The sequence below is a fragment of the Roseofilum capinflatum BLCC-M114 genome (assembly GCF_030068505.1).
GTDB classification, from domain to species: Bacteria; Cyanobacteriota; Cyanobacteriia; order Cyanobacteriales; family Desertifilaceae; genus Roseofilum; species Roseofilum capinflatum.
On sequence record NZ_JAQOSO010000011.1, the window covers coordinates 28,111 to 51,366 of the forward strand.

Below are 23,256 nucleotides of genomic sequence, written 5' to 3' on the forward strand. Positions count from 1 at the left end.
CCCTGTGCCCTGAGCGGAGTCGAAGGGCAGATCTCCCGTATCCTTTGAAATGTGAGTTGTAGGGTGGGCAGGGTATAGAGCGATCGAAATCTATTCTTCCAAGCTATCCGACAAATTACGATAACCACTAATCACACGCACGATTTCAATACCGTCTTCCATCACTCGATAGAAGATGATGTACCCCATCAACGGAGTACCCCGTAATCCGGGCTTCATATGAGCGTAAGAACGTCCAGAATAGGGAAACTTACTCAATTGCTGGCATTTGCGATGGAACCCCTCAACAAAGCGATCGCCTGCATCTACACTCTTTTCCAAAAAATAATTAGAAATTTCTTCTAAATCCTGACTTGCCCCAACCGTAATTCTTAAACGGCTCATTGTTCCTGCTCTCTAGCTGATAAGACTTTCTGTCGAAGTTGAGCAATAACGGTTTCTCCATCTAATACGTCCCCTCGTTTTGACTGCTCCAATCCTTCTTCTAGCTTTTGTCGAGTGTGTTCTAACCATTGTAAGTATTGGGAATTGTTCTCTGGTTCTTCTAATTCAGTTTCATCAACCAGAAGTATTAAGGCCGCATCCAGGGCCTCTTGCAGTGAAGCATACCGTCCTTGTTTGACTAGCAACGTTAACACTTGGGTTTGTTCTTCACTTAAGGCGATCATCATGATACCTGCTACATTGTCTGGGTGAGCCAAATTCCCCTTATTCTAAACCAGAACCTTAATCAGTCATCTCCCCATTTCCCCATTCCCGTATGATGGATAAAGAGTGAAGAGCTTGATGACCTTTGAGATCTTAGCCCCCAAGTTGTAGGGTGGGCAGGGTATAGAGCGATCGAAGTTAAACCAATGGCTGATGCTCCTGCCCATCTATGCGCTATCCTCTGACTTGTACCAGAAGTCTATTCTTCCAAGCTATCCGAGTACCCCGTAATCCAGGCTTCATATGAGCATAAGAACGTCCTGAGTAAGGGCCGAGAACATCCCCCCCTTGCCTTTTGCCTTTTGCCTAAGACTGTGGCAAGGTTTGAAACAGACTCGAACCACAGGCCAAACCATGCCCTTTCAACCCGAACCCGCCGAAAAACTCAAACAACGCTTCTTCTACCAAGGACGTAAATTCAGCTTCGAGGGAGCAACCTTGCGCCTTCCCAATGGAGTGGTTGGCGACTGGGAATGCATCCATCATCCCGGAGGCGCTCTAGCTGTACCCGTCACCCCAGACGGAAAATTAGTTCTTGTGCGTCAATATCGCTTTGCTGCACAGGGACGGTTACTCGAATTTCCGGCTGGAACCGTAGAACCCCATGAAGATCCCGCCGAAACCATTAAACGGGAAATTGAAGAAGAAACCGGTTATCGTAGTCATCAATGGCGTAAACTCGGACAATTTTTCCTTGCTCCTGGCTATTCTGATGAAATTATTTATGCTTTTTTAGCCCAAGATCTCGAACCCTTACCCAATCCTCCCCAGCAAGATGAAGATGAAGATATAGAGACTGTGTTAATGACTCCCGAAGACTTACAACAAGCGATTTTAGACGGGGAGCAAGTCGATGCTAAGTCGATTTCGGCATTTGTTTTAGCTCGTCCCTTCCTGAGCTAAGGGTTATACTATTTTCTTGCCCTCTCTCTAAAGCTCTCTTCGAGGGGAGGTTTGAATACTCTAATTAAAAACCTAGGGAGCAAGATGCTCCCACTCCAGTAATATGAAAGGATTGAGGGAGTGAGGACATCTGTCCCGCTAGTTACAGCGCTTTGCGCTGTTAAGTAATGAGTAATGAGTAAGAAAGTCCATCTGAGTGTTGTCTAAGGGCGGATTGAGGGCGCTTCAAATGTACCCCATAGCATCGAAAACTGCTGTATACCCTTTTACCGGATTTGATATGATTTTTTCTGTTGTCGCTGACATGAAAATTTTTAATTTTTAATTCATATAATCTATGCCTTCCTCCTCTCCTGCACAAAACCCTCGCCGTAAACAGAATGACTGGCAGCTTTTAATGCGCCTGGTTCCCTATGCCCGTCGCCATGGAAAATTACTGACGGTCTCCTTAATTTTATTGTTGCCCCTATCCTTGGCTGGTGCGGTTCAGCCTTTGATTGTTGGGCAAGCGGTTTCTAAACTCAAGAGTGAACCCACTTGGGATATTTTAGATTCCTTATCGGTGTCTGCCAGTATTAATCTGTTAGGCGGTTTACTTCTCTTCACGATTCTCTTTCGGCTCCTGTTTGCTGGGCTACAAGGGTTTATGATTCAAAAGGTCGGGCAACAGTTAACGGCAGATATACGCAATGATTTATTTGACCATGTGACTGCGTTGGCGGTGAAATTTTTCGATCGCACCCCTGTGGGTAGCCTGATTACCCGGTTAACCAATGACGTGGAAGCCCTGGGAGAGGTCTTTTCCACGGGGGCGATCGGGATTATTAATGATATTGTCTCTATTGTGGTGATTGGCGTGGTCATGTTTCGCCAACAATGGCAACTAGCCCTTCTCTTAATTGCCCTGCTGGTTCCCGTCACTTTACTGATTATTTACTTTCAACAGCAATATCGAACCTCCAATTATCTGGCTAGGGAAGAGTTATCTAAGCTCAATGCCCAATTCCAAGAGAATATTATTGGTATTGATGTTGTCCAACTCTTTCGCCGCGAGCGTTTTAATCAAGAACTGTTTCGGAAGAACAATCAACGGTTTATTGAAGCCATTGATAAGACTATCTTCTACGATTCTGCGGTTTCTGCTACCTTAGAATGGATTGCCCTAGTTGCCGTTGCAGGGGTTCTCGGTTTAGGCGGAATGCTTATTCTGCAAGATAAACTGACGTTTGGTATCCTCTCAGAATTTATTCTTTTTGCTCCCCGATTTTTCGACCCTCTGCGCCGGTTTGCAGAAAAATTCACCATGTTTCAATCAGGATTTACTGCTATTGAACGGATTAATGAACTGCTCAACCAGCCCATTGATATCCGAGATCCAGAATCAGAAAAACGTCAAAATTTACAAGCTTCTGATTTAGATATTTCGGAGGGTAAAATTGGTGAAATTCGGTTTGAGGATGTTTGGTTTGCCTACAAAAATGATGAATTTGTGATTAAAAATCTAGATTTCACCATTCGCCCTGGGGAAAAAATTGCCCTGGTGGGGCCAACGGGAGCGGGAAAAAGTTCGGTGATTCGTCTGTTGTGTCGTTTGTATGAACCCACCTATGGGCGAATTTTAGTGGATGGCGTTGATATTCGCCATTTACCCCAGCAAGAACTGCGCCGTCATATTGGGGTGATTTTACAGGATGGTTTTCTATTTTCTGGGGATGTGAAAAGTAATATTGCTCTGGGTGAATCCTATCCGTTGTCCCAAATTCAAGATGCGGCCAAATTGACGAATATTAACCGCTTTATTGAAGAGTTGCCCCAAGGATATGATACGCAGTTACGGGAAAGGGGCACGAATTTATCGAGCGGACAAAAACAGTTGTTAGCTTTTGCACGGGTGGCGATTCGCAATCCGAAGATCTTGGTGTTGGATGAGGCAACGTCTAGTTTAGATGTGGGAACGGAAGCGTTAGTTCAAGAAGCTCTCGACCAGCTTTTAATCAATCGAACGGCGATTATTATCGCCCATCGCTTATCGACGATTCGTAATGTAGACCGAATTTTTGTGTTGAAACAAGGTGCATTAATCGAAACGGGAACCCATGAATCTTTATTGGCTCAAAAGGGTTTATATGCGAGTTTATATCAGTTGCAAATGTTGGGAAGTTAGTACCCTACTCATTACTTACAGCGCTTCGCGCTAGGCAAAAGGCAAGAGGCAAAAGGCAAAAGTCTTGTTGCAAAAGGTTTTGAGCGTTCAACCCTGTATTCCATAACAGAGCAAAGTGCTGTATTACTCGTTACTTATTACTGATTAACCGTTGGCCTGTTCGGAGAATTTGACCGGCTAAGATGGCGGCTCCAAACCCGTTATCGATATTAACGACTCCAATGCCTGCGGCACAGGAGTTGAGCATGGTGAGCAGGGGGGCTAATCCGTTAAAACTGGCTCCATAACCGATACTGGTGGGTACGGCAATGACGGGGGAGCCGACTAAACCGGCGACGACACTGGGTAGAGCGCCTTCCATGCCGGCGACTACAATCAGTACATGGGCTTGGTCTAAAACGGCACGATTACTGAGGAGGCGATGAATACCGGCGACCCCGACATCCCAAAGCCGTTGAACATGAAATCCTGAGAGTTCGGCGGTAATGGCGGCTTCTTCGGCAACGGCTAAATCGGCGGTTCCGGCTGAGAGAATACCGATGGTTCCGGGGTGATGAATATGGGGACTGCCGATCGCACAGATCCGAGCCATGGGATAGTAGATCAGATGGGGTACGCGCTCGTCTAATTGATGATACACATCCGGTTCAATGCGAGTTGCCATGACGATGCGTTCCCCTTGACGCATGGTATTCATAATCTGGGCGATTTGATCGGGGGTTTTTCCTGGCCCCCATATGACTTCTGGAAAACCGGTTCTGAGGGCCCGATGATGGTCAATGCGAGCAAATTCATCTTCCTGTTTGCTTGCGGATACGGGTTCAAAATCAAAGTATTTGAGTTTATTGAGGGCCAATTCTGGGGTCATTTCACCCCCGGCAACTGCTTCTAAAAGGGCATGTAATTCTTCATTTCTCATTACTGATCCCTCATTACTCATCAACAATCCGGAGTTCATCGATATTCCACAATGCACCACCGAGGGCAGAATACTGAATCGGTTGAATGTGATCGCGCACAGCAGTCATCGATAGTTGATTGACCAAATAAATATAGGGTAAGTTTTCTTTGACTAATTGTTGAATTTCTGCATAAATTTGCTTACGCTTGCTTTCCTCTAATTCTTGCGCTCCTTTAATATAGAGATCGGCAATTTTCTGCTCCCAAGGGTCAGGTTTCCAGCCTTGGATTGGCGGTTGTCCGGGTTGTGGTTGTTGATTAAAACTATGTAAGGGGCCATCGAGAGACCAGATATTGGCGCTACTATTCGGTTCCACACCACCTCCTCCAAAACCGATAATATGGGCATCCCAATCTAGGGTATTACCGAGTTTATCCACTAGGGTACTAAAGGCAATCGGTTGGAAATCGACTTGAATACCAATTTTGCTTAAATCTTGCTTAATTTGTACGCCTAATGCTTCCCTAGTTTTATTTCCTGCATTGGTGAGCAGTGTAAAGCGCACGGGATTACCTCGATCGTCTTCTAATTGTCCCTGGCTGTTATACTGAAAACCGGCTTCTTGTAACAGAGACTGGGCTTTTTCCTGATTAAAGTTATAGATTTTTAAGCCTTCTTCGGGGGATAAGTAGTAGGGACTTTGTACGGGAATATGAGAATACTGGGGTTCTCCTAATCCTCGATAGATATTGTTGACCATGGTTTGTCGGTCTATGGCGTAGGCGATCGCCTGCCGAAACTTGACTTCATTAAACCATCGGGATTTGATTGGATCGACCAAGGGTTGGCCATCCCGACTGGCTTTATTCAAATTAAATGTAATAAATACGGAACTCAGAGTGGGTTCTCGTCCATAGATGGTGAATTGGCCTCGATCTTCTTCTTTCTTTAACAGAGAAAAATATTCAGGCGAAACATCGACTAAATCTAAGCTCCCGGAACGGAATTGGAGGAAACTGGTATCGGTGGATTCTACAATTTGCCAAATAATGCGATCGATATAGGGGAGGCGATCGCCCTGTTCATTGGTTTTCCAATAGTAGGGATTACGCTTAAAAATTACCCGTTGAGTGGTATTATATCGATTTAATTGATAGGCTCCATTAACTACAATTTCTTCTACTGGGGTGTCTGTTCCCCATGTCGATAAAAAGATGGGATTACCTTGGGAGTCTTGGGTCTCTATAGTAGATTTTAATACATGGGCGGGTAAAATCGGTAAACCGGTACTGCGTAAAAAGGGGGCAAAGGCTTCAGGAATAGTAAATTCTACTCGTCGGTCATCTAATTTTCTCACGGTGGGTAGGGCGCGACTTTCACCAACCATCAGCACAAATCTGGCTGAGGTGGGAATGGCATCATTGAGATACACATCGTTGTAGCTAAACAGGACATCATCAGCCGTGAGGGGATGACCGTCTGACCATTGCAAACCGTCCCGAAGGGTAAAGACAATACGCTTCCCTTGATTGGAAATTTCCCAAGATTCAGCTAATCCGGGTTCAATGGCTCCGGTTAATCCATTCGTTTCTACGAGTCCTTCGTAGGTGAGTGCAAAAATGTTGGGAGACTCTTGACTGAGGGCGTAGTTAAAGGTTTTAAGATCGCTGAGAATGGCTTGCACCAGTTGCGGTACTTCAGAAGCAGAAGAGCGAAACGCAGTAGTGCTACAGGCGGATAAGGCGATCGCCATGACCACCAGTAGCACTCCTATCCATCGACGATACCCGATCACCATATGCCTGTCTCTGTCTGAAGCTGCTTATTGATTGTACAGCAGACCTACGATCCTCTTCTAGGGTGAACTTCTGGCATTAATATTCACGGGCTAAATACTGCCATTCCAAAATAATCACAGCCGGAACTGAAATCTGAGTTTCCCCATTGTCCACGGGCAAAGATAGCTCTAGGGAACCCGAAGCGGAAACCGACTTTAGAATATCGGTTAACTCATACTGTCCCACATTGGGGGCAGGAGCCTGATCTGCAAAAACATCAGCAGCGCTCAACTGATTACCCTTGCTATCTTTCAGGTTTAGAGGAGCGGGATGTTGAAACACGGTTTGATCGGGAAATCCCACTAAGCGTAACTGAACATTGGCTAATTCTCCGACTTTGATCCGCTTAAACAGAATGACTTGCCAGGTTTTACCCTTAGTATCTCGCAAGCTATGGCGAGATTGATAGAGGGTTTGTCCTGGAGCTTCGACTTGTCGGCGAATTAGAGCCGATGCAGGTTGGGAAACTAGGAGGGTAGAGGGGAGGAGGAAGAGCAACAGAGCGACTAGAACGGCAATCAACCATCGTCTGCGATGAGGTAAATGAGGTAGATTTGATCTCCCTGAATCTCTGGTTTTAAGGGGGACTTGAACAGTAGAAGGGTGGGTCACGTTCATTGGGATTCAGAAGCTACAGTATCAGGGATAAAGACAGCGTACATGCCTCGAAGATCCCCAACCTTAAAGTCGTAGGCTAAATCTTGGGGATACTTTTGTTTGACAAATTCTGGCCGTGCCTCTTTTGCTCCATGACAGGCTAAACAGGTGGCTTCTACGTTAATCCGGCGATAGTAGCGCTGTCCTGATTGACCATTGATCGTTTCTGTTTGCCAAAATCCTTTCACTTCTGGATGAGTATTGAGCAGTGTTAGGGCTGCTTCTGCTTCTGGGGTCTCAGGAGCATGGGCTGGATTACGATATTTGGTGGCAATTTGTTTGACTTGCCATCCGTTTTGTTGGCTGAGTTGTTTGGCTTTCATGCCCACGGGTTTACATACTTGCTTGAAGGTTTCGGGGGTAATGGTTTCGGGCATGTCTTTGAGGGTTGAGGCTAACCCAGAGCGCATGGCATCTAAGTTTTCAATTTCTTCAATCGCATGGGAGAGTTGGCTTGGATCTGGATTGGCGAGGGCTGTCTGGGGCGTGCAGAAGCTGAGGACAATTAGGCATACTGCTAGAGTGGCCATGGAGAGATGTTTGATCGGTTTCATGATTGAGTTCAAAAATCATTGCTTAGTTGTATAGTAATGGATTGAGGTGAGAAAGTCTAGGTTGATTATGAATGATGACTTTAATGGGCAAAGAGGGGGCAGATCTGTAAACCGACGGGGGTATCAATGACGGCCACTTGTACGCCAAAAACAGCCGATAGGGTTTCGGGGGTTAAGACGGTTGCTGGGGAACCGATGGTGAATAACTGACCTTGTTTGAGGAAGGCGAGGCGATCGCTGTATCGAGCGGCTAAGTTGATTTCATGTAAAACGGTGATAATTGTTAGGTTTTGCTGTTGATTTAGGCGCTTGAGTAAGTCTAACAATTGCAGTTGATAATGGATATCTAAATAGGTAGTGGGTTCATCTAAGAGCAGTACCTGGGGATTTTGGGCTAAGGCTAAGGCTAGAAATGCTCGTTGACGCTCTCCCCCAGAGAGTTCACTGACGGGGCGATCGCGGTACGCTTGTAGCTCGGTTTCTTCTAAGGCTTCTTCAACCGATCGCCGGTCTTCTGATTCTAAATCCCATTGCCACCATTTCAAATAAGGATTACGCCCTAAACTGACCAACTGATACACGGTTAGCCCCATGGGAGGTGAGGATTGTTGCGGTAAAATCGCTAACTGACGTGCCACCTGATTCGGGGATAACTCATGAATGGAGCGACCATCTAATAAGACAACACCTGCTTGGGGAGAGAGTAAACGACTGAGTAGTTTCAGAAAGGTGGATTTCCCTGAACCATTGGCCCCGACTAAGCTTAACCATTCTCCAGTTTCTAAACTGAGGTTAATCTGTTCAATAATCGGTTTTTGGTGATATCCACCGCTTAAGTTCTGGGCAATAATGGGCATATTGACACTCCCTGACCTATGGGTAATTGGTAATGGGCCATCCCCCCATCCCCCCGTCTCCCCATCCTAAACTACTGCTCTTGCACCAAACGCAGATAATTTTGCTGGAGCTGGATGGTTTGTTGGGTCATGCGATCGGAGAGTTCTTTTTCCACATTAGTGAGTTCTTCCCAAAAGAGGGCGGAACGGTTAGCGCGGATGGTTTCTTCCCAGAGGAGGGCGAGCAAAGCGGCTGCTTGGGGATTTTCTTGGGCGAGGCGATCGCACCATTGCCCAAATTCCTCTTTGGCTTTTTCGTGAGTTTCCAGTTGATGGGCCAGTTCAATGCATTCTTGCAGTTGCAGGCGATCGCCTTCCCAAGGTCTTGAGTCTGGTTTTGAGTCCATGATGGAATTCACCCTTGAAATTTAACAATTGGTTCCACATTAGTGTATTGTAATAAAAATTAATACCCAAAAACCACCTCTGCTGGCCGTTCTCTCGGCCCGTGAGCCACTAACCCTGGTTTTTGACTGTATCCCTTAGTTTAACTTGCTAAACGTTGATCTCTCCCGCCCACCCTAAAAGTATGAGTAAACAGCGCATTCTTTCTGGTGTTCAACCCACCGGTAACCTTCATCTCGGTAACTATTTAGGTGCGATCCGGAACTGGGTTGAGGGACAAAGTGAATATGAAAATTATTTTTGTGTGGTGGATCTCCATGCCATCACTGTTCCCCATAGGCCAGAAACCCTAGCTGCCGATACTTATACCATTGCTGCTCTCTATTTGGCCTGTGGTATCGATTTAGAACATAGCACCATTTTTATTCAGTCCCATGTACCGGCCCATAGTGAATTAACCTGGTTGCTGAACTGTATTACGCCCCTAAACTGGTTAGAGGATATGATTCAGTTTAAGGAAAAAGCGGTTAAACAGGGCGAAAATGTGGGCGCAGGGTTGTTAGATTATCCGGTGCTGATGGCGGCGGATATTTTGCTCTATCAAGCCGATCGCGTTCCGGTAGGAGAAGACCAAAAACAGCATCTAGAACTGACTCGCGATATTGCTGCTCGGTTTAATCATTTCTATGGCAAAGGAGAAACGGTGTTGAAGTTGCCCAATCCCTTGATTAGAAAGGAAGGGGCACGGGTGATGAGTTTGACGGATGGCACGAAAAAGATGTCAAAATCCGATCCGAGCGAACAAAGTCGGATTAGCTTGCTCGATCCTCCAGAGGCGATCGCCCGCAAGATTAAGCGCTGTAAAACCGATCCGGTTCGGGGATTGGAGTTTGATAATTTAGAGCGCCCGGAATGTCATAATCTCTTGAGTCTCTATATGTTGCTCTCCGGACAGACGAAGGAGGCAGTAGCGGCAGAATGTCAAGATATGGGATGGGGACAGTTTAAGCCCTTGTTGACGGAAACGATGATAGCAGCGCTTAAACCCATTCAAGACCGATATCAGGAAATTATGGGCGATCGCCCGTATCTAGAATCAGTTTTGCGCGAAGGTCGGCAAAAGGCAGAGGCGATCGCTGCTTCTACCCTAGCTGAAGTCAAAACAGCCCTCGGCTATTCTACTCCCTTGTAAATAACATTACTTTTTTCTTATGGTTAATTCTTTTCGTCAAGCCTTACATTCAGGAGAATTTTTAGTCACGGCTGAAGTCATGCCCCCCAAGGGCGGTGAAACCAGCCATATGATTGAAATGGCCACCCACCTTAAAGGTCGGGTTCATGCTGTTAATATTACAGATGGCAGTCGTGCTGTTTTACGCATGTGTCCCCTAGCAGCCAGTGTGCTTTTATTGCAACAGGGGATTGAACCCATTTGTCAAATGGCTTGCCGCGATCGCAACCGGATGGGATTGCAAGCCGATCTTATGGGGGCCCATGCGTTAGGCATCCACAATATCCTTGCTCTCACCGGAGATCCCCCAAAGGCTGGAGATTATGCCGATGGTCGCCCCGTCTTTGAATTAGAATCAGTGCGCCTATTGAAAGTCATTGACCTGCTCAACCAAGGTTTCGATGCTCACCAAAAACGCCTTCCTGATGGCCCCCTCAACCTGTTAGCCGGAGCAGCAGTAGACCCGCAACTCGACAGTTGGTCAGGGTTGCAACGCCGGTTTAAACGAAAGTTAGACGCAGGCGCTCAGTTTTTCCAAAGTCAAATGGTCACAGATTTTGAGCGCTTAGATAAGTTTATGACCCAAGTGGCTTCGGGATCGGATAAACCCGTTTTAGCGGGAATTTTCTTACTCAAATCGGCTAAAAATGCCAAATTTATTAAGCGCTGTGTGCCCGGTGTGCATATTCCCGATGCTTTAATTGAGCGCCTCGCCAATGCCGAAAAACCCCTCTTAGAAGGGATGAAAATTGCCGCCGAACAAATTAAACTGGCTCGCAATATTTGCCATGGAGTCCATCTGATGGCGGTGAAGCGGGAAGATTTGATTCCCCAAATTTTGGATTTAGCTGATATTGGGCCTTTATCCTAGATCCTCAAGAGTAATCTTAGGGGGAATTGAATCGATTCCTCATAAAAGAGAGAATCGCTATAAATGGATTTGATATCAAATCCGGTTAATTGGATTCAAGAAGCGGGCAAGATACCCGCACTCCTCGAATTCTTTGATATGACTGGAGTGGGAGCATCTTGCTCCCTGGATTTTTAATGCGGGTATTTCAGTGGACTTGATTCTATTGTATGTCATTGCGAAGAATCTGAGGGGGTAATTGATTAATATCAAGTCCGGTTTCCGCAAGCGGACATGAAAATGAGTTAAACTAGCGGGCAAGATGCCCGCACTCCCTCAATTATTTGATATTACTGGAGTGGGAGCATCTTGCTCCCTACATTTTTAATTGGAGTGGGAGCATCTTGCTCCCTACATTTTTAATTATGGTATTCAAGCGGATTTGATATAACTACCTCCTCATCTTTTATTATGCACCCACGGCTTCTTTGGCAGCGTACATGACTTCAATCGTAATTTCGTCCAAACCGCGATCGCGGGCAAATTTCTCCGTATTCCGTTTCACCTTACCGCGCACAAAGCCAGGAACCCGATTCAGTTCCGCTTTTGCCTCTTTTGTCCAGTTCAGATCGGAATCAGCCGAAATTCCCTTGTGAATGGCTTCTTTCGTATCATGACCGCCAAAGATTTCCAGTAAGTGGTCTTCCATGCCCAGGGTAAAGGAATTGTACACCAAATCGGCAATTTGATTGGTTCCTTCATAGCCCATAAACGGTTTATAACCAATGGGGAAATTCTGAATATGAATGGGAGCAGCAATAACGCCACAGGGAATATTTAAGCGTTTACCCACATGCCGTTCCATCTGTGTGCCAAAAATTGCAGCCGGTTCCACACGGGCGATCGCATCCCCAATTTCCCCATTATCCTCGCTAATAATCACCTCATCGCAATATTCGCTCACCTGTTCCCGGAACCAATCTTGGTCATATTTGCAATAGGTTCCCGCCCAAACCACATGCACGCCCATTTCCCGTGCTAAAATCTTGGTCATCGCCGCCGCATGGGTATTATCCCCAAACACGACCACTTTTTTACCCGTTAAATTTTGACAGTCGATGGAGCGAGAAAACCAAGCCGCTTGGGAAACATACAGGGTTTGATGTTCAATAAACTCTTCATAGTCCACATCTGCCCCTTGCTCGTTCAGAACCTGCTGAATTTTGCGGATACAGCGAGCAGTTTCCACCACACCCATGGGCGTAATATCCACATAGGGCATTCCAAACTCAGTTTGTAGATACTCAGCCGTCATTAACCCCACTTCCCGATAGGGTGCTAAATTAAACCAAGCGCGGGTTAAATTTTTCAGGTTGTGAACCGATGCACCTTCGGGAATCACTTCATTCACTTCAATTCCCAAATCCGCCATCAGGCGCTTTAATTCCGTACAATCATGTTGGTTATGGAACCCTAGCGTCGTGAGTCCCAGGATATTTACCGAAGGTTTCTCCGTTTTGCCTTCCGGTAGGGTTCCCTGCTTTTTCGCTTTGTTGATGTAGAATTGCACAACTTGCTGTAGAGTGCGATCGCTCGCTTGCAACTCATTCACCCGATAATGGTTCACATCCGCCAGCATCACATCCGCTTGTGCATCCAGCGTAGCTCGTTCCACAAAATTCTCTAAATCTTCTTGCAAAATGCTAGAAGTACAAGTTGGAGTCAGAACAATCAAGTCCGGACGCTCTTCCTGATCCTTGCGAACAATATTATTCACAACTTTTTCCTGAGAGCCTCTCGCCAACACATGCCGATCCACGACACTAGCCGTAACTGGAGTATAATCCCGCTCTCGCTCCAACATCGATCGCATCACATTAAAATAGTCATCGCCCAGAGGAGCGTGCATAATCGCATGGACATTCTTAAACGAACTAGCAATACGAAGAGTGCCAATATGAGCCGGGCCAGCATACATCCAGTAAGCAAGCTTCATAGATTATCTCCATTGTAGTAGGATTTCGACTAAGATTAAGCGTAAAACTCAACCGGTTTACTTTGACGCTAATGCAATAATTCTTTAAGAACCATCCTAATTCTTGAATCTCGATCAAATTAGAGAACTTCAATAAGTAATTGTCGCTATTTCTTCACCTGTGCTTAGTCGCTTCACTTCCTTCTATTCATTGAAATCAACATCATAGGGGTCAACAGCCCTTGACCCCTACAAGATCTTAACTTTGCATAGAATTAACTTGTTCCACCGTTAAATTAAGAGTTTCAGCCACCTCTTCTGCACTCAGTCCCATGGCTAACAAGCGAGACACTGCTGCCTCCTGGACTTGTTGAGCGCGAGATTCAGCTTGCTCGGCCCGTTCTCGCTCCTGTTGTTCACGAGACTCAGCTTCCTGAGCGCGTTCTCGTTCTTGTTGGGCAAGAAATTCGGCTTGCTGGGCCCGTTCTTGTTCCTGTTGGGCCCGTTCTCGCTCCTGTTGTTCACGAGACTCAGCTTCCTGAGCGCGAGACTCGGCTCGTTCAGTCCGCATCTGCTCCAATGCACTTCTTTCCCATCCCGTTAGAAGTAGATTACCCTCCCTATCCCACCATCTCAACCAAAGTTGGTGCTGATTCTGATAGTTTCCTTGCCATAAACCTAACTCTACGCCCAATCGCTCAATGGGATAATGTCCTCGCTCATTGGGACTCATCCGTTGATAAGAGCCACCTATTAGGTTATAGAATTCTAATTCTCCCGTTTGAATGACATAAATCCCATAATAGGGAATGCGGATAATATTCTCATACACCCAAAATTTTCCTGGTCGTTTTTTCTCCTCTAAATTCTGTTGAGATAAAGCGGTTGTATCTCTCTCTTCGTTCCCGTTGCCACTGGCCAATTCTATGGCAATTAAGGGGGCGATCAATTCTCGCCAGATCACGTAAGAACGGCGATATTGTCCATCGATATCCGGAGGGACATTGGGAACATAAAACCAATCTGGCGCTTCGGCTCCATCTTGGGGTGGGTCGGTTTCTCGCCAATAAATGCCGCTATCTTGCCCGATCGCATATTGCCCATCGGGATGCCGTTGTTCTAAAATCGGCCCCAGAGAGTCTGTGAGTAGAATACTCTGGGGATGCTCCTGAAAGTTTTTCACAAATGTACCATCCTCCTCTGGCAGTTGCGTATGGTCGGGGAAAGGAGGCGGTAAGATAATTTTTTCGCTGCTTTGAGTCATAGAACAATCCTCCTTCGCACTTCGGCTGCGTCGCTTCTGTTCATTGTAATCAGTAGGGGTCAACGGCCGTTGACCCCTACAAGAGCTTAACTTTCCATGGAATTAACTTGTTCCACAGTTAAATTAAGGGTTTGAGCCACTTCTTCTGCACTCAGTCCCATGGTTAATAAGCGAGACACTGCTGCCTGCTGGACTTTTTGGGCCCGTTCTCGTTCCTCTTGAGCAAGAGATTCGGCTTGTTGAGCGCGTTCTCGTTCCTCTTGAGCAAGAGATTCGGCTTGTTGGGCCCGTTCTCGCTCTTGTTGGGCAAGAGATTCGGCTTGTTGGGCCCGTTCTCGTTCCTCCTGAGCGCGTTCTCGCTCCTGTTGAGCAACAGACTCAGCTCGTTCAGTCCGCATCTGCTCCAATGCACTTCTTTCCCATCCCGTTAGAAGTAGATTACCCTCCCTATCCCACCATCTCAACCAAAGTTGGTGCTGATTCTGATAGTTTCCTTGCCATAAACCTAACTCTACGCCCAATCGCTCAATGGGATAATGTCCTCGCTCATTGGGACTCATCCGTTGATAAGAGCCACCTATTAGGTTATAGAATTCTAATTCTCCCGTTTGAATGACATAAATCCCATAATAGGGAATGCGGATAATATTCTCATACACCCAAAATTTTCCTGGTCGTTTTTTCTCCTCTAAATTCTGTTGAGATAAAGCGGTTGTATCTCTCTCTTCGTTCCCGTTGCCACTGGCCAATTCTATGGCAATTAAGGGGGCGATCAATTCTCGCCAGATCACGTAAGAACGGCGATATTGTCCATCGATATCCGGAGGGACATTGGGAACATAAAACCAATCTGGCGCTTCGGCTCCATCTTGGGGTGGGTCGGTTTCTCGCCAATAAATGCCGCTATCTTGCCCGATCGCATATTGCCCATCGGGATGCCGTTGTTCTAAAATCGGCCCCAGAGAGTCTGTGAGTAGAATACTCTGGGGATGCTCCTGAAAATTCTTCACAAAAGTACCATCCTCCTCTGGCAGTTGCGTATGGTCGGGGAAAGGAGGCGGTAAGATGATTTTTTCCGTACTTTGAGTCATAGAACAATCCTCCTTCGCACTTCGGCTGTGTCGCTTCTCTTCATTGTAGTGCGGCGATCGCTCCTTACCCTTCACAAAACTTGACGTTTCCCAATTGCCCCAAAAATCCCCAAAAATCTCTCTATCAAAGCATTCTATCCAATGGATTTATCTAACAACCCATCTGGTTTCACCTGGTAAATATAAACTTTTATTACAATATCCGCAATTTTGCATAAAAATCGCCTCAAAAAACAGAGATCCATATAGAAGCCCATGTTGCTTCTGCGTACCCATGAGGACAACACCATGAAAAATTCACTCCATCTACCTCTGACTACTGCTCTGGCATCCGTACTTTCTCTGGCCGCCTTCAGCGCTCCCACTCAAGCCTTCACCCGCTTCAATGCTGCCGATGATTTCTCCATCACTGACAATCCGAATAACTCTTGGCAATATGGTTGGTCATCAACTCTTGGATCGAGTTTCAATTTAAGTACCAAGTCTAGCAAATTTACTCCTACTATTGATTCTTGGATTGATGATGAAACACACCCAAGTCTTTGGGTTTATCATGGTGGCGTTTTACATAACCCAACTGGAGAGGTGAATAATTCTCACCCATCGATCACACTCCAACCTAATCAATTAGCCCTTCATCCTGGTTATCACGGAGAGTACAGTATACTGCGCTGGATTGCTCCAGAAACTCAAACCTATGCACTCTCAGCAGCATTTTCTGGTCTGGATCATATTGGGCCAACAACAACTGATGTTCATGTGCTTCATAATGGCGTGTCACTGTTTAGCGATCTCATTAATGGCTTTGGAGCTTCTACTACCAAATCTTTTAACTTAACTCAAATGATGGAAGCCGGTGACACGATCGATTTTGCTGTTGGCTATGGCACGAATAAGACTTATTGGTATGACACCACAGGAATAGAGGCTACGATTTCCGCAATAGATCAAGATTTACCCAAACCTGTGCCCGAACCCAGTGCAGTTGGCGGCCTGGCATTTTTCGGTTTGCTTGGTTTAGGAGCAATGTTCTCTCGTAAACGTAAATCGAACTAGCTCTGGGCATTGTAGGGGTCAACGGCCGTTGACCCCTACAGGTTCTTAACTTTGCATGGAATTAACTTGTTCCACCGTTAAATTAAGAGTTTCAGCCACCTCTTCTGCACTTAGTCCCATGGCTAATAAGCGAGAAACGGCTGCCTGCTGGACTTGTTGGGCCCGTTCTCGTTCCTGCTGTTCGCGATCCTCAGCTTGTTGAGCGCGATCCTCAGCTTCCTGAGCGCGTTCTCGTTCCTGTTGTTCGCGATCCTCAGCTTGTTGAGCGCGATCCTCGGCTTCCTGAGTGCGTTCTCTTTCCTCTTGAGCGCGAGACTCAGCTCGTTCAGTCCGCATCTGTTCTAGGGCACTTCTTTCCCATCCAGTGAGCAATAAATTTCCTTCACTATCCCACCATCTCAACCAAAGTTGGTGCTGATTCTGATAGTTTCCTTGCCATAAACCTAACTCTACGCCCAATCGCTCAATGGGATAATGTCCTCGCTCATTGGGACTCATCCGTTGATAAGAGCCACCTATTAGGTTATAGAATTCTAATTCTCCCGTTTGAATGACATAAATCCCATAATAGGGAATGCGGATAATATTCTCATACACCCAAAATTTTCCCGGTCGTTTTCCTTCGTCTAAATTCTGTTGAGATAAAGCGGTTGTATCTCTCTCTTCGTTCCCATTGCCACTGGCCAATTCTATGGCAATTAAGGGGGCAATTAATTCTCGCCAGATCACGTAAGAACGGCGATATTGTCCGTCAAGATCTGGGGGGACATTGGGGACATAAAACCAGTCTGGCGCTTCGGCTCCATCTTGGGGTGGGTCGGTTTCTCGCCAATAAATACCGCTATCTTGCCCGATCGCATATTGCCCATCGGGATGACGTTGCTCTAGAATCGGCCCCAGAGAGTCTGTGAGTAGAATACTCTGGGGATGCTCCTGAAAGTTCTTCACAAAAGTACCATCCTCCTCTGGCAGTTGCGTATGGTCGGGGAAAGGAGGCGGTAATATTATTTTTTCGCTGCTTTGAGTCATATTGTCCTCCTTCGCACTTCGGCTGTGTCGCTTCTGTTCATTGTAGTGCGGCGATCGCTCCTCATATCAAGTCCAGGTAATCAATCAAAATATCCCTCTTTTCTTGCCCACCCTACGAGGGTGAGCAATTATAAACGGTTTAATCAGACATGATATGGGGAGAGGGCATGTCAAGTTTGTGGCAGCGACTTAACTGCCTTTGAGTTGGGCAATGAGTCCGGGTTCATCCCAATAGGAGGCTAAGGCTGTTATTTTACCGGCTTCATTCAATTCAAAGACGCTAATTCCTTCCGCTTGGGCGGTTTTTCCGTTTTTAGCAATAACGTTCATGTGCCATTTGACTGCTGCGCCTGTACCGGAAATAAATGGGGTTTCGGGAGTGATTTCTAGGCGGTCATAAAATTGGGCTAAAAATTGGAAAAAAGCGGTGGCTTTTTCATGGGCGATAACTGGAGGTTTGCCTACGGGATCGGCAATTGTGGCATCGGGGGTAAAGAGTTGGGCCCACCCTTGGGGGTTCATGGCACTCATTTGTGTGAAGTAACCGTTTAGGGTGGTTTGCATGAGTTCAGGAGACATGGCGATATGGTGCTTTGCGCGGTAGAAGGGTAATGGGTAATGGGTTAAGAGAGACTACTTCCTAGGAGAAATAAACTTAATAGGGTGTTTCCATTCCATAAGCTATGGAGGAGAATGGGGGCGAGTAAGTTACCGGAACGAGTATAGACGATTCCCATGATAATGCCCAAGGTGGTGAGGGGAATGACTTCTGATAGACTCAGGTGGGCGATCGCAAAAACTAATCCACTCGCGGTTATCGCCAACCACACGGGAATATAGCGGGTGAGGGAGGGGAGGAGGAAGCCGCGAAACATAATTTCTTCAAAGACGGGTGCAGCAACGGAAGCGGTAAAGGCAAAACAGGCGATCGCTACCCAATCATTGCCTTGTAGGGCTAGGGGTAAAATGGGATTGCTTCCTCCTTGTCCTTGCCATAGGGTTTGATTAATTAATGACACCAGTAAGACGACTGGAATGGCTACCAGAAACCCGCCTATTCCCCAAGCAATACCTGATGGTTGGATTTCAAATTTAAACCAGTTTTGCGGTAGGGGTCGAAAGGGGTTAACTGCTAAGTATAATACTCCTAATGCTCCGGCACTACTGATTAAATAGGACATTAAAATAATTACGGCATCGGCACGAACTCCACTGCCACGGGTGAAGGACAACAGACTTAAGAATTCTCGGAAAATAACTGGGGAAATCAGTTGGCCAATGAAGAAAAATCCTGCCACGATGACTAATAAAATGGTTTCCCAATTCCAAGGCACTTCAGTAACGATATGGTTTTGGGATAACCAAGAGTCTTTGCGTTGAATGAGCCATTGCACGGCAACGAAAGCTAATAAGGCGGTTCCTAGGAATATGCCGACTGACTGCACCCCAGCCACAATTAGAAGTTTGCGGATTGCTTGGAAGGCGATCGCCTGTTGCTGAGTCTCTAACTCTTTTAAGGCTAATTCCTCACCCTGGACTTGATAGAGTCGAGTTAATCCCTGATAGCGGAACCATCCCGATAACTCCCGCTCTAGCCTTAATTGAGCATCTGGGAGACTTTGGGGCGGATCTTGCCATAACCGGATTAAAACTTCCGCCGTGTCTCCCTTTGCTGATTGGGGATCGTCGGCGAGTTTTTGCCACAGTTGCAATGCTTCTGGAACTCGATCTACCTGGGTTTTTAGCAGACCTAAATTGAGATCGATTTTCTCTAAAGACTCTTCGGTTGTGGCGATCGCCCGTTGTAGGGTTTGCTGTTGAGTGGGATTGGCGATCGGTTGCTGGGTTAGCTCGGTGAGTTGCCGATCCGTTTTCTGGAGTGTATTTTGGCTATCTTGGCGAGCGTCTTCATATTGGGCGATCGCCGTTGATATGGGTTCCTCCCCGATCAGGGTTTGGCGTAAGACTCCTTGGGTTTGGGGATCTAGAGTTTCACCCTTCCACGTAGAGGCATTGAGCAGTAGATTCGTCTGATAGAGTTCTAACTGACCTTGAAATTGGGGTTGACTCCAACTGTTGTACAAGAAGAGAGTCACTAGACTCAGGGCGATCGCCGTTAAGAACAATAGCCCAATTTGCTTAATCGTCAGAGGTTGCTTTTCGGAGGTCATAGAACACTTCTAGGTGGCATGGCAAGATCCCATTGTATAGCAGTACATGAGTGGGTTCCGACCGTGAAGTTATGGTTTTAGACAATCGGGAAAGGAGCAGGGTACAGGTTCAGTTCCCGCTTTGAGTTGATGTTGACACCCAAAAAATGCTGTAAGAGTGAGCGCTCACAGCAGTCTTTGGGAAATTGAACGCTGAGGTTCATCAACTGTTACTGATGCGATCGCACGAACAAGATTGTTCTAACCATCGCTCTCCCAATTCTTTCAGAGACAGTAAAACCGGTTTGAGTTCTCGGCCTTTGTCAGTCAGGGCATATTCCACATGGGGCGGAATTTCTGGGTAGACAGTGCGCTTAATCAACCCATGCTGTTCCAGTTCTCGCAAGCGCAGGGTGAGAGTTTTAGAGCTAATACCGGGTAAGGCATCCAGAAGAGCATGGGTGCGGCGATCGCCTTGGAACAGTTCCCGCAAAATCAACACTGACCATTTAGAACTAATCAAGTCCAGCACAAACTGAATGGGACAACTGGGTACAAAACAGGGGGACTCTGGGATAGAGACATCTGCTTCTACTGCGTTAGGTTGATAGTTCATACGCGAATATTACTCACCTTAATGTTTATTTAAAGATGTTTGTATCCCTGACCACATCCTATTTTTTCCCTTTGGGTAAGTAAGGATTCAGGGCGTAACTATCTTGTAATTTTAATAGAAAGTAATAGCCTGTAAGAAGAGTGAATCCAAAGCCACTATCACGGGCAATTGCTCAACGGTTCACGCCAAAGCCTTGATATAACAAGGTTTGAAGCGATCGATAACTGTTAGTTGATAGTCCAAAATTGCAGAAGTTGATACAAATCGAGAGAGAATTTAATCTCTCTTAACCTCTAAGGCAGGATACAGAAACAAAACTCCATTAAAAAGTATGACTGTACTGTACTGCCTGGCTAAATCGAATTCAATTGAAAACCCATGGAGGGTATTGAACCATGACTCAGACCTTAGCCGTAGGAAATATAACCAGTGAAGCGGAAAAAAATGAAGCGTTCGTTCTTTGGTTTGAACAAGTTGGCATCAGCGATATCCCCCTAGTCGGAGGAAAAAATGCTTCCCTAGGAGAAATGATCCAGCAATTGAACCCCAAAGGTGTAATTGTACCCAATGGGTTCGCCACCACTGCCCATGCTTATCGCTACTTCATTAAAACAGCAGGCTTAGAAAGCAAACTGCGGGAATTGTTCTCCGATCTGGACGTGGAAGACCTGCCCAACTTACGGCAACGGGGTAAAAAAGCTCGCTCGCTGATTCTCGATACCCCATTCCCAGAAGATCTGCAACAGGCGATCGCCAAAGCCTACGAAAGAATGTGCGAGTGGTACGGCAAAGGCGATAGTGGAGAACTCAACGACACAGACGTAGCCGTGCGCTCTAGCGCGACTGCCGAAGACTTGCCTGATGCCAGTTTTGCCGGACAACAAGAAACCTACCTCAACGTCTATGGTGTAGATGCGGTTCTCAAAGCTTGCCATAAGTGCTTCGCTTCCATCTTCACCGATCGCGCCATCTCCTATCGGACCGTCAAAGGCTTCGATCACTTTGATGTAGCTCTATCCGTCGGCGTACAAAAAATGGTGCGCTCTGACCTCGCTTCCTCTGGCGTTATGTTCTCCATCGACACGGAAACCGGCTTCAAAAACGCAGCCCTGGTTACCGCCGCCTATGGTTTAGGAGAAAACGTCGTTCAAGGAGCCGTCAACCCGGACGAATACTTCGTCTTCAAACCCACCCTCAAAGATGGTTTCCGTCCAATTCTGGAAAAACGCCTGGGTACAAAAGAACTGAAAATGGTCTATGACCTCGGCGGATCGAAACTGACCAAAAACGTTTCCGTTCCCGAATCTGAGCGGGGCAAATACTGCCTGAACCACGACGAAATTCTTCAGTTGGCTAAATGGGCTTGTATTATTGAAGACCACTACTCCGAAGTTCGGGGCACTTACACCCCCATGGACATTGAATGGGCAAAAGACGGCATCACGGGCGACCTGTTCATCGTTCAAGCCCGTCCAGAAACCGTTCAATCTCAAAAATCCGGTAGTATCCTCAAGAACTTCAAACTCAAAGGCACATCGGACATCCAGGTTCGCGGTCGCGCCGTAGGTGAAATGATTGGTCAAGGCAATGCACGGGTGATCATGGATGTTCACCGCATCGACGAATTCCAACCCGGTGAAGTCTTGGTTACCAACAAGACCGACCCCGACTGGGAACCGATCATGAAGAGAGCCAGCGCCATTGTCACCAACCAAGGCGGTCGGACTTGTCACGCAGCCATTATTGCACGGGAAATGGGTATTCCGGCGATCGTTGGTTGTGGAGATGCCACCCAACTGCTCACCACTGGTGAAGAGGTCACCGTATCCTGTGCCGAAGGTGAAGAAGGACGGGTTTATAAAGGTCTTGTACCCTTTGAAGTCATCGAAACCCAACTCGACAACCTACCCAAGACTCGCACCCAAATCTTGATGAACGTGGGCAACCCTGATGAAGCCTTCGGTTTATCCTCTATCCCCTGTGACGGTGTTGGACTTGCTCGCTTAGAGTTCATCATCGCCAACCACATTAAAGCTCACCCCTTAGCCCTACTGAAGTTCAACGAACTCGAAGATGAGTTAGCCAAACGGGAAATCGCCAAACTCACCGCCCTCTACGACAACAAACCTGACTTCTTCGTAGACAAACTGGCCCATGGCATCAGCATGATTGCGGCTTCCTTCTATCCCAATCCAGTGATTGTACGGATGTCCGACTTCAAGAGTAACGAATATGCCAACCTCTTAGGCGGTCGTCAGTTTGAACCCAAGGAAGAAAACCCGATGATTGGCTGGCGTGGTGCATCCCGCTACTACGACCCCAACTATCGTGAAGCCTATGCCCTAGAGTGTAAAGCTCTGAAACGGGTTCGGGATGAAATGGGCTTAACCAACGTCATTCCCATGATTCCCTTCTGCCGCACCCCTGATGAAGGTCGCAAAGTATTGGCGGAAATGGAAAGCAATGGCTTGAAACGCGGCGAAAATGGTTTGCAAGTTTACGTGATGTGCGAATTGCCCAGTAACGTCATCTATGCAGACGAATTTGCCCAAGTCTTTGATGGCTTCTCCATCGGTTCTAACGACTTAACCCAGTTAACTTTGGGATTAGACCGTGACTCCTCGTTGGTTGCTCACATCTTTGACGAACGCAATGAAGCGGTTCGCCGGATGGTACAAATTGCCATCAAAGCTGCGAAGAAACACAATCGCAAGATTGGTATTTGCGGTCAAGCACCCAGTGACTATCCAGAGTTCGCCCGCTTCTTGGTTGAACTCGGCATTGATTCCATGAGTTTGAATCCGGATTCTGTTCTCAAGACCATTTTGGATATCAGCAAGATGGAGCAGTCCGGAACGATTATGGATGAGGTGTTGGAAGTCGCTAAAGCTGACTGATAACAGGTTTGGATTTTGGATTCACTCTATCTCAGCAATCTGAAATCCACACAAACTGCCCTGGGGAAGAAAAACCCTGGGGCGGTTTTGATTTGGGTGGGTTGTGCGAAGCGCTGCCCCAGTATAGTTAA

General features: G+C 46.7%; 21 protein-coding genes. 6 read left to right on the plus strand and 15 right to left on the minus strand.

All coding sequences use genetic code 11. The annotated features are described in order from the left end of the window. Positions 1–90: 90 nt before the first annotated feature. Complete coding sequence (locus tag PMG25_RS02905; RefSeq protein WP_283765411.1) at positions 91–384, minus strand: type II toxin-antitoxin system RelE/ParE family toxin; 294 nt, start codon at positions 382–384, stop codon at positions 91–93. Further along, positions 381–701, minus strand: coding sequence for a hypothetical protein (locus PMG25_RS02910; RefSeq protein ID WP_283765412.1), 321 nt, complete (start codon positions 699–701; stop codon positions 381–383). Before PMG25_RS02910 ends, PMG25_RS02905 begins: the two co-directional genes overlap by 4 nt. Positions 702–1,062: 361 nt before the next feature. Here PMG25_RS02910 and PMG25_RS02915 point away from each other — a divergent pair, with 361 nt between their 5' ends. Beyond that, complete coding sequence (locus PMG25_RS02915) at positions 1,063–1,611, plus strand: NUDIX hydrolase (protein ID WP_283765413.1); 549 nt, start codon at positions 1,063–1,065, stop codon at positions 1,609–1,611. A gap of 337 nt (positions 1,612–1,948) precedes the next feature. Then, complete coding sequence (locus PMG25_RS02920) at positions 1,949–3,775, plus strand: ABC transporter ATP-binding protein (protein ID WP_283765414.1); 1,827 nt, start codon at positions 1,949–1,951, stop codon at positions 3,773–3,775. A 130-nt stretch (positions 3,776–3,905) separates the two neighbouring features. On the opposite strand, the gene larB is transcribed toward PMG25_RS02920, so the two are convergent. The 6 genes from larB to PMG25_RS02950 all read right to left on the minus strand — a co-directional run bounded on the left by larB (position 3,906) and on the right by PMG25_RS02950 (position 8,968). Then, positions 3,906–4,694: a nickel pincer cofactor biosynthesis protein LarB gene (gene larB, locus PMG25_RS02925; RefSeq protein WP_283765415.1), complete on the minus strand. Its 789-nt coding sequence runs from the start codon at positions 4,692–4,694 to the stop codon at positions 3,906–3,908. Positions 4,695–4,707: 13 nt separating this feature from the next. Beyond that, positions 4,708–6,474 carry an ABC transporter substrate-binding protein gene (locus PMG25_RS02930; RefSeq protein ID WP_283765416.1) on the minus strand — a complete coding sequence of 589 codons (1,767 nt, stop codon included), beginning with the start codon at positions 6,472–6,474 and terminating at the stop codon, positions 4,708–4,710. A 76-nt stretch (positions 6,475–6,550) separates the two neighbouring features. Beyond that, positions 6,551–7,036 (minus strand): DUF3122 domain-containing protein, encoded by a 486-nt coding sequence (locus PMG25_RS02935; RefSeq protein ID WP_283765417.1) that lies wholly within the window; start codon positions 7,034–7,036, stop codon positions 6,551–6,553. Between the two features lie 92 nt (positions 7,037–7,128). Next, entirely contained in the window at positions 7,129–7,725 is a 597-nt protein-coding gene (locus PMG25_RS02940; RefSeq protein ID WP_283765418.1) for a Tll0287-like domain-containing protein, read from the minus strand. 80 nt (positions 7,726–7,805) lie between these two features. Beyond that, positions 7,806–8,582, minus strand: coding sequence for an ABC transporter ATP-binding protein (locus tag PMG25_RS02945; RefSeq protein ID WP_283765419.1), 777 nt, complete (start codon positions 8,580–8,582; stop codon positions 7,806–7,808). Between the two features lie 71 nt (positions 8,583–8,653). Further along, positions 8,654–8,968 carry a hypothetical protein gene (locus tag PMG25_RS02950; RefSeq protein ID WP_283765420.1) on the minus strand — a complete coding sequence of 105 codons (315 nt, stop codon included), beginning with the start codon at positions 8,966–8,968 and terminating at the stop codon, positions 8,654–8,656. 182 nt (positions 8,969–9,150) lie between these two features. On the opposite strand from PMG25_RS02950, the gene trpS reads away from it, so the two are divergent. Further along, positions 9,151–10,158 (plus strand): tryptophan--tRNA ligase, encoded by a 1,008-nt coding sequence (trpS, locus tag PMG25_RS02955; protein ID WP_283765421.1) that lies wholly within the window; start codon positions 9,151–9,153, stop codon positions 10,156–10,158. A gap of 19 nt (positions 10,159–10,177) precedes the next feature. Then, positions 10,178–11,068 carry a methylenetetrahydrofolate reductase gene (locus PMG25_RS02960; protein ID WP_283765422.1) on the plus strand — a complete coding sequence of 297 codons (891 nt, stop codon included), beginning with the start codon at positions 10,178–10,180 and terminating at the stop codon, positions 11,066–11,068. 448 nt (positions 11,069–11,516) lie between these two features. Here PMG25_RS02960 and bchB read toward each other — a convergent pair whose 3' ends face one another. The 3 genes from bchB to PMG25_RS02975 all read right to left on the minus strand — a co-directional run bounded on the left by bchB (position 11,517) and on the right by PMG25_RS02975 (position 15,377). Further along, positions 11,517–13,043 carry a ferredoxin:protochlorophyllide reductase (ATP-dependent) subunit B gene (gene bchB, locus PMG25_RS02965; RefSeq protein WP_283765423.1) on the minus strand — a complete coding sequence of 509 codons (1,527 nt, stop codon included), beginning with the start codon at positions 13,041–13,043 and terminating at the stop codon, positions 11,517–11,519. 238 nt (positions 13,044–13,281) lie between these two features. Next, complete coding sequence (locus PMG25_RS02970; RefSeq protein ID WP_283765424.1) at positions 13,282–14,286, minus strand: Uma2 family endonuclease; 1,005 nt, start codon at positions 14,284–14,286, stop codon at positions 13,282–13,284. Positions 14,287–14,372: 86 nt separating this feature from the next. Further along, entirely contained in the window at positions 14,373–15,377 is a 1,005-nt protein-coding gene (locus tag PMG25_RS02975; protein WP_283765425.1) for a Uma2 family endonuclease, read from the minus strand. 288 nt (positions 15,378–15,665) lie between these two features. On the opposite strand from PMG25_RS02975, the gene PMG25_RS02980 reads away from it, so the two are divergent. Further along, complete coding sequence (locus tag PMG25_RS02980; protein ID WP_283765426.1) at positions 15,666–16,433, plus strand: PEP-CTERM sorting domain-containing protein; 768 nt, start codon at positions 15,666–15,668, stop codon at positions 16,431–16,433. 45 nt (positions 16,434–16,478) lie between these two features. Here PMG25_RS02980 and PMG25_RS02985 read toward each other — a convergent pair whose 3' ends face one another. The 4 genes from PMG25_RS02985 to PMG25_RS03000 all read right to left on the minus strand — a co-directional run bounded on the left by PMG25_RS02985 (position 16,479) and on the right by PMG25_RS03000 (position 20,228). Next, positions 16,479–17,462 (minus strand): Uma2 family endonuclease, encoded by a 984-nt coding sequence (locus PMG25_RS02985; RefSeq protein WP_283765427.1) that lies wholly within the window; start codon positions 17,460–17,462, stop codon positions 16,479–16,481. A 189-nt stretch (positions 17,463–17,651) separates the two neighbouring features. Beyond that, positions 17,652–18,041 carry a nuclear transport factor 2 family protein gene (locus PMG25_RS02990; protein ID WP_283765428.1) on the minus strand — a complete coding sequence of 130 codons (390 nt, stop codon included), beginning with the start codon at positions 18,039–18,041 and terminating at the stop codon, positions 17,652–17,654. 44 nt (positions 18,042–18,085) lie between these two features. Then, on the minus strand, positions 18,086–19,633 hold the full coding sequence (locus tag PMG25_RS02995) for a type II CAAX endopeptidase family protein (protein ID WP_283765429.1): 1,548 nt from the start codon (positions 19,631–19,633) through the stop codon (positions 18,086–18,088). Positions 19,634–19,835: 202 nt separating this feature from the next. Then, positions 19,836–20,228, minus strand: a complete 393-nt coding sequence (locus tag PMG25_RS03000) for a winged helix-turn-helix transcriptional regulator (protein WP_283765430.1) — start codon at positions 20,226–20,228, stop codon at positions 19,836–19,838. Positions 20,229–20,623: 395 nt separating this feature from the next. Here PMG25_RS03000 and ppsA point away from each other — a divergent pair, with 395 nt between their 5' ends. Next, positions 20,624–23,125 carry a phosphoenolpyruvate synthase gene (ppsA, locus tag PMG25_RS03005; protein WP_283765431.1) on the plus strand — a complete coding sequence of 834 codons (2,502 nt, stop codon included), beginning with the start codon at positions 20,624–20,626 and terminating at the stop codon, positions 23,123–23,125. The last annotated feature ends 131 nt before the right edge of the window (positions 23,126–23,256 follow it).

Coding starts and splice junctions, on each gene's coding strand:
- PMG25_RS02920 (WP_283765414.1), top strand. CDS start 1,949: ATGCCTTCCTCCTCTCCTGCACAAAACCCTCGCCGTAAACAGAATGAC.
- PMG25_RS02915 (WP_283765413.1), top strand. CDS start 1,063: ATGCCCTTTCAACCCGAACCCGCCGAAAAACTCAAACAACGCTTCTTC.
- PMG25_RS02980 (WP_283765426.1), top strand. CDS start 15,666: ATGAAAAATTCACTCCATCTACCTCTGACTACTGCTCTGGCATCCGTA.
- PMG25_RS02950 (WP_283765420.1), bottom strand. CDS start 8,968: ATGGACTCAAAACCAGACTCAAGACCTTGGGAAGGCGATCGCCTGCAA.
- larB (WP_283765415.1), bottom strand. CDS start 4,694: ATGAGAAATGAAGAATTACATGCCCTTTTAGAAGCAGTTGCCGGGGGT.
- ppsA (WP_283765431.1), top strand. CDS start 20,624: ATGACTCAGACCTTAGCCGTAGGAAATATAACCAGTGAAGCGGAAAAA.
- PMG25_RS02990 (WP_283765428.1), bottom strand. CDS start 18,041: ATGTCTCCTGAACTCATGCAAACCACCCTAAACGGTTACTTCACACAA.
- PMG25_RS02970 (WP_283765424.1), bottom strand. CDS start 14,286: ATGACTCAAAGCAGCGAAAAAATTATCTTACCGCCTCCTTTCCCCGAC.
- bchB (WP_283765423.1), bottom strand. CDS start 13,043: ATGAAGCTTGCTTACTGGATGTATGCTGGCCCGGCTCATATTGGCACT.
- PMG25_RS02905 (WP_283765411.1), bottom strand. CDS start 384: ATGAGCCGTTTAAGAATTACGGTTGGGGCAAGTCAGGATTTAGAAGAA.
- PMG25_RS02940 (WP_283765418.1), bottom strand. CDS start 7,725: ATGAAACCGATCAAACATCTCTCCATGGCCACTCTAGCAGTATGCCTA.
- PMG25_RS02985 (WP_283765427.1), bottom strand. CDS start 17,462: ATGACTCAAAGCAGCGAAAAAATAATATTACCGCCTCCTTTCCCCGAC.
- PMG25_RS03000 (WP_283765430.1), bottom strand. CDS start 20,228: ATGAACTATCAACCTAACGCAGTAGAAGCAGATGTCTCTATCCCAGAG.
- PMG25_RS02945 (WP_283765419.1), bottom strand. CDS start 8,582: ATGCCCATTATTGCCCAGAACTTAAGCGGTGGATATCACCAAAAACCG.
- PMG25_RS02975 (WP_283765425.1), bottom strand. CDS start 15,377: ATGACTCAAAGTACGGAAAAAATCATCTTACCGCCTCCTTTCCCCGAC.
- PMG25_RS02960 (WP_283765422.1), top strand. CDS start 10,178: ATGGTTAATTCTTTTCGTCAAGCCTTACATTCAGGAGAATTTTTAGTC.
- trpS (WP_283765421.1), top strand. CDS start 9,151: ATGAGTAAACAGCGCATTCTTTCTGGTGTTCAACCCACCGGTAACCTT.
- PMG25_RS02930 (WP_283765416.1), bottom strand. CDS start 6,474: ATGGTGATCGGGTATCGTCGATGGATAGGAGTGCTACTGGTGGTCATG.
- PMG25_RS02995 (WP_283765429.1), bottom strand. CDS start 19,633: ATGACCTCCGAAAAGCAACCTCTGACGATTAAGCAAATTGGGCTATTG.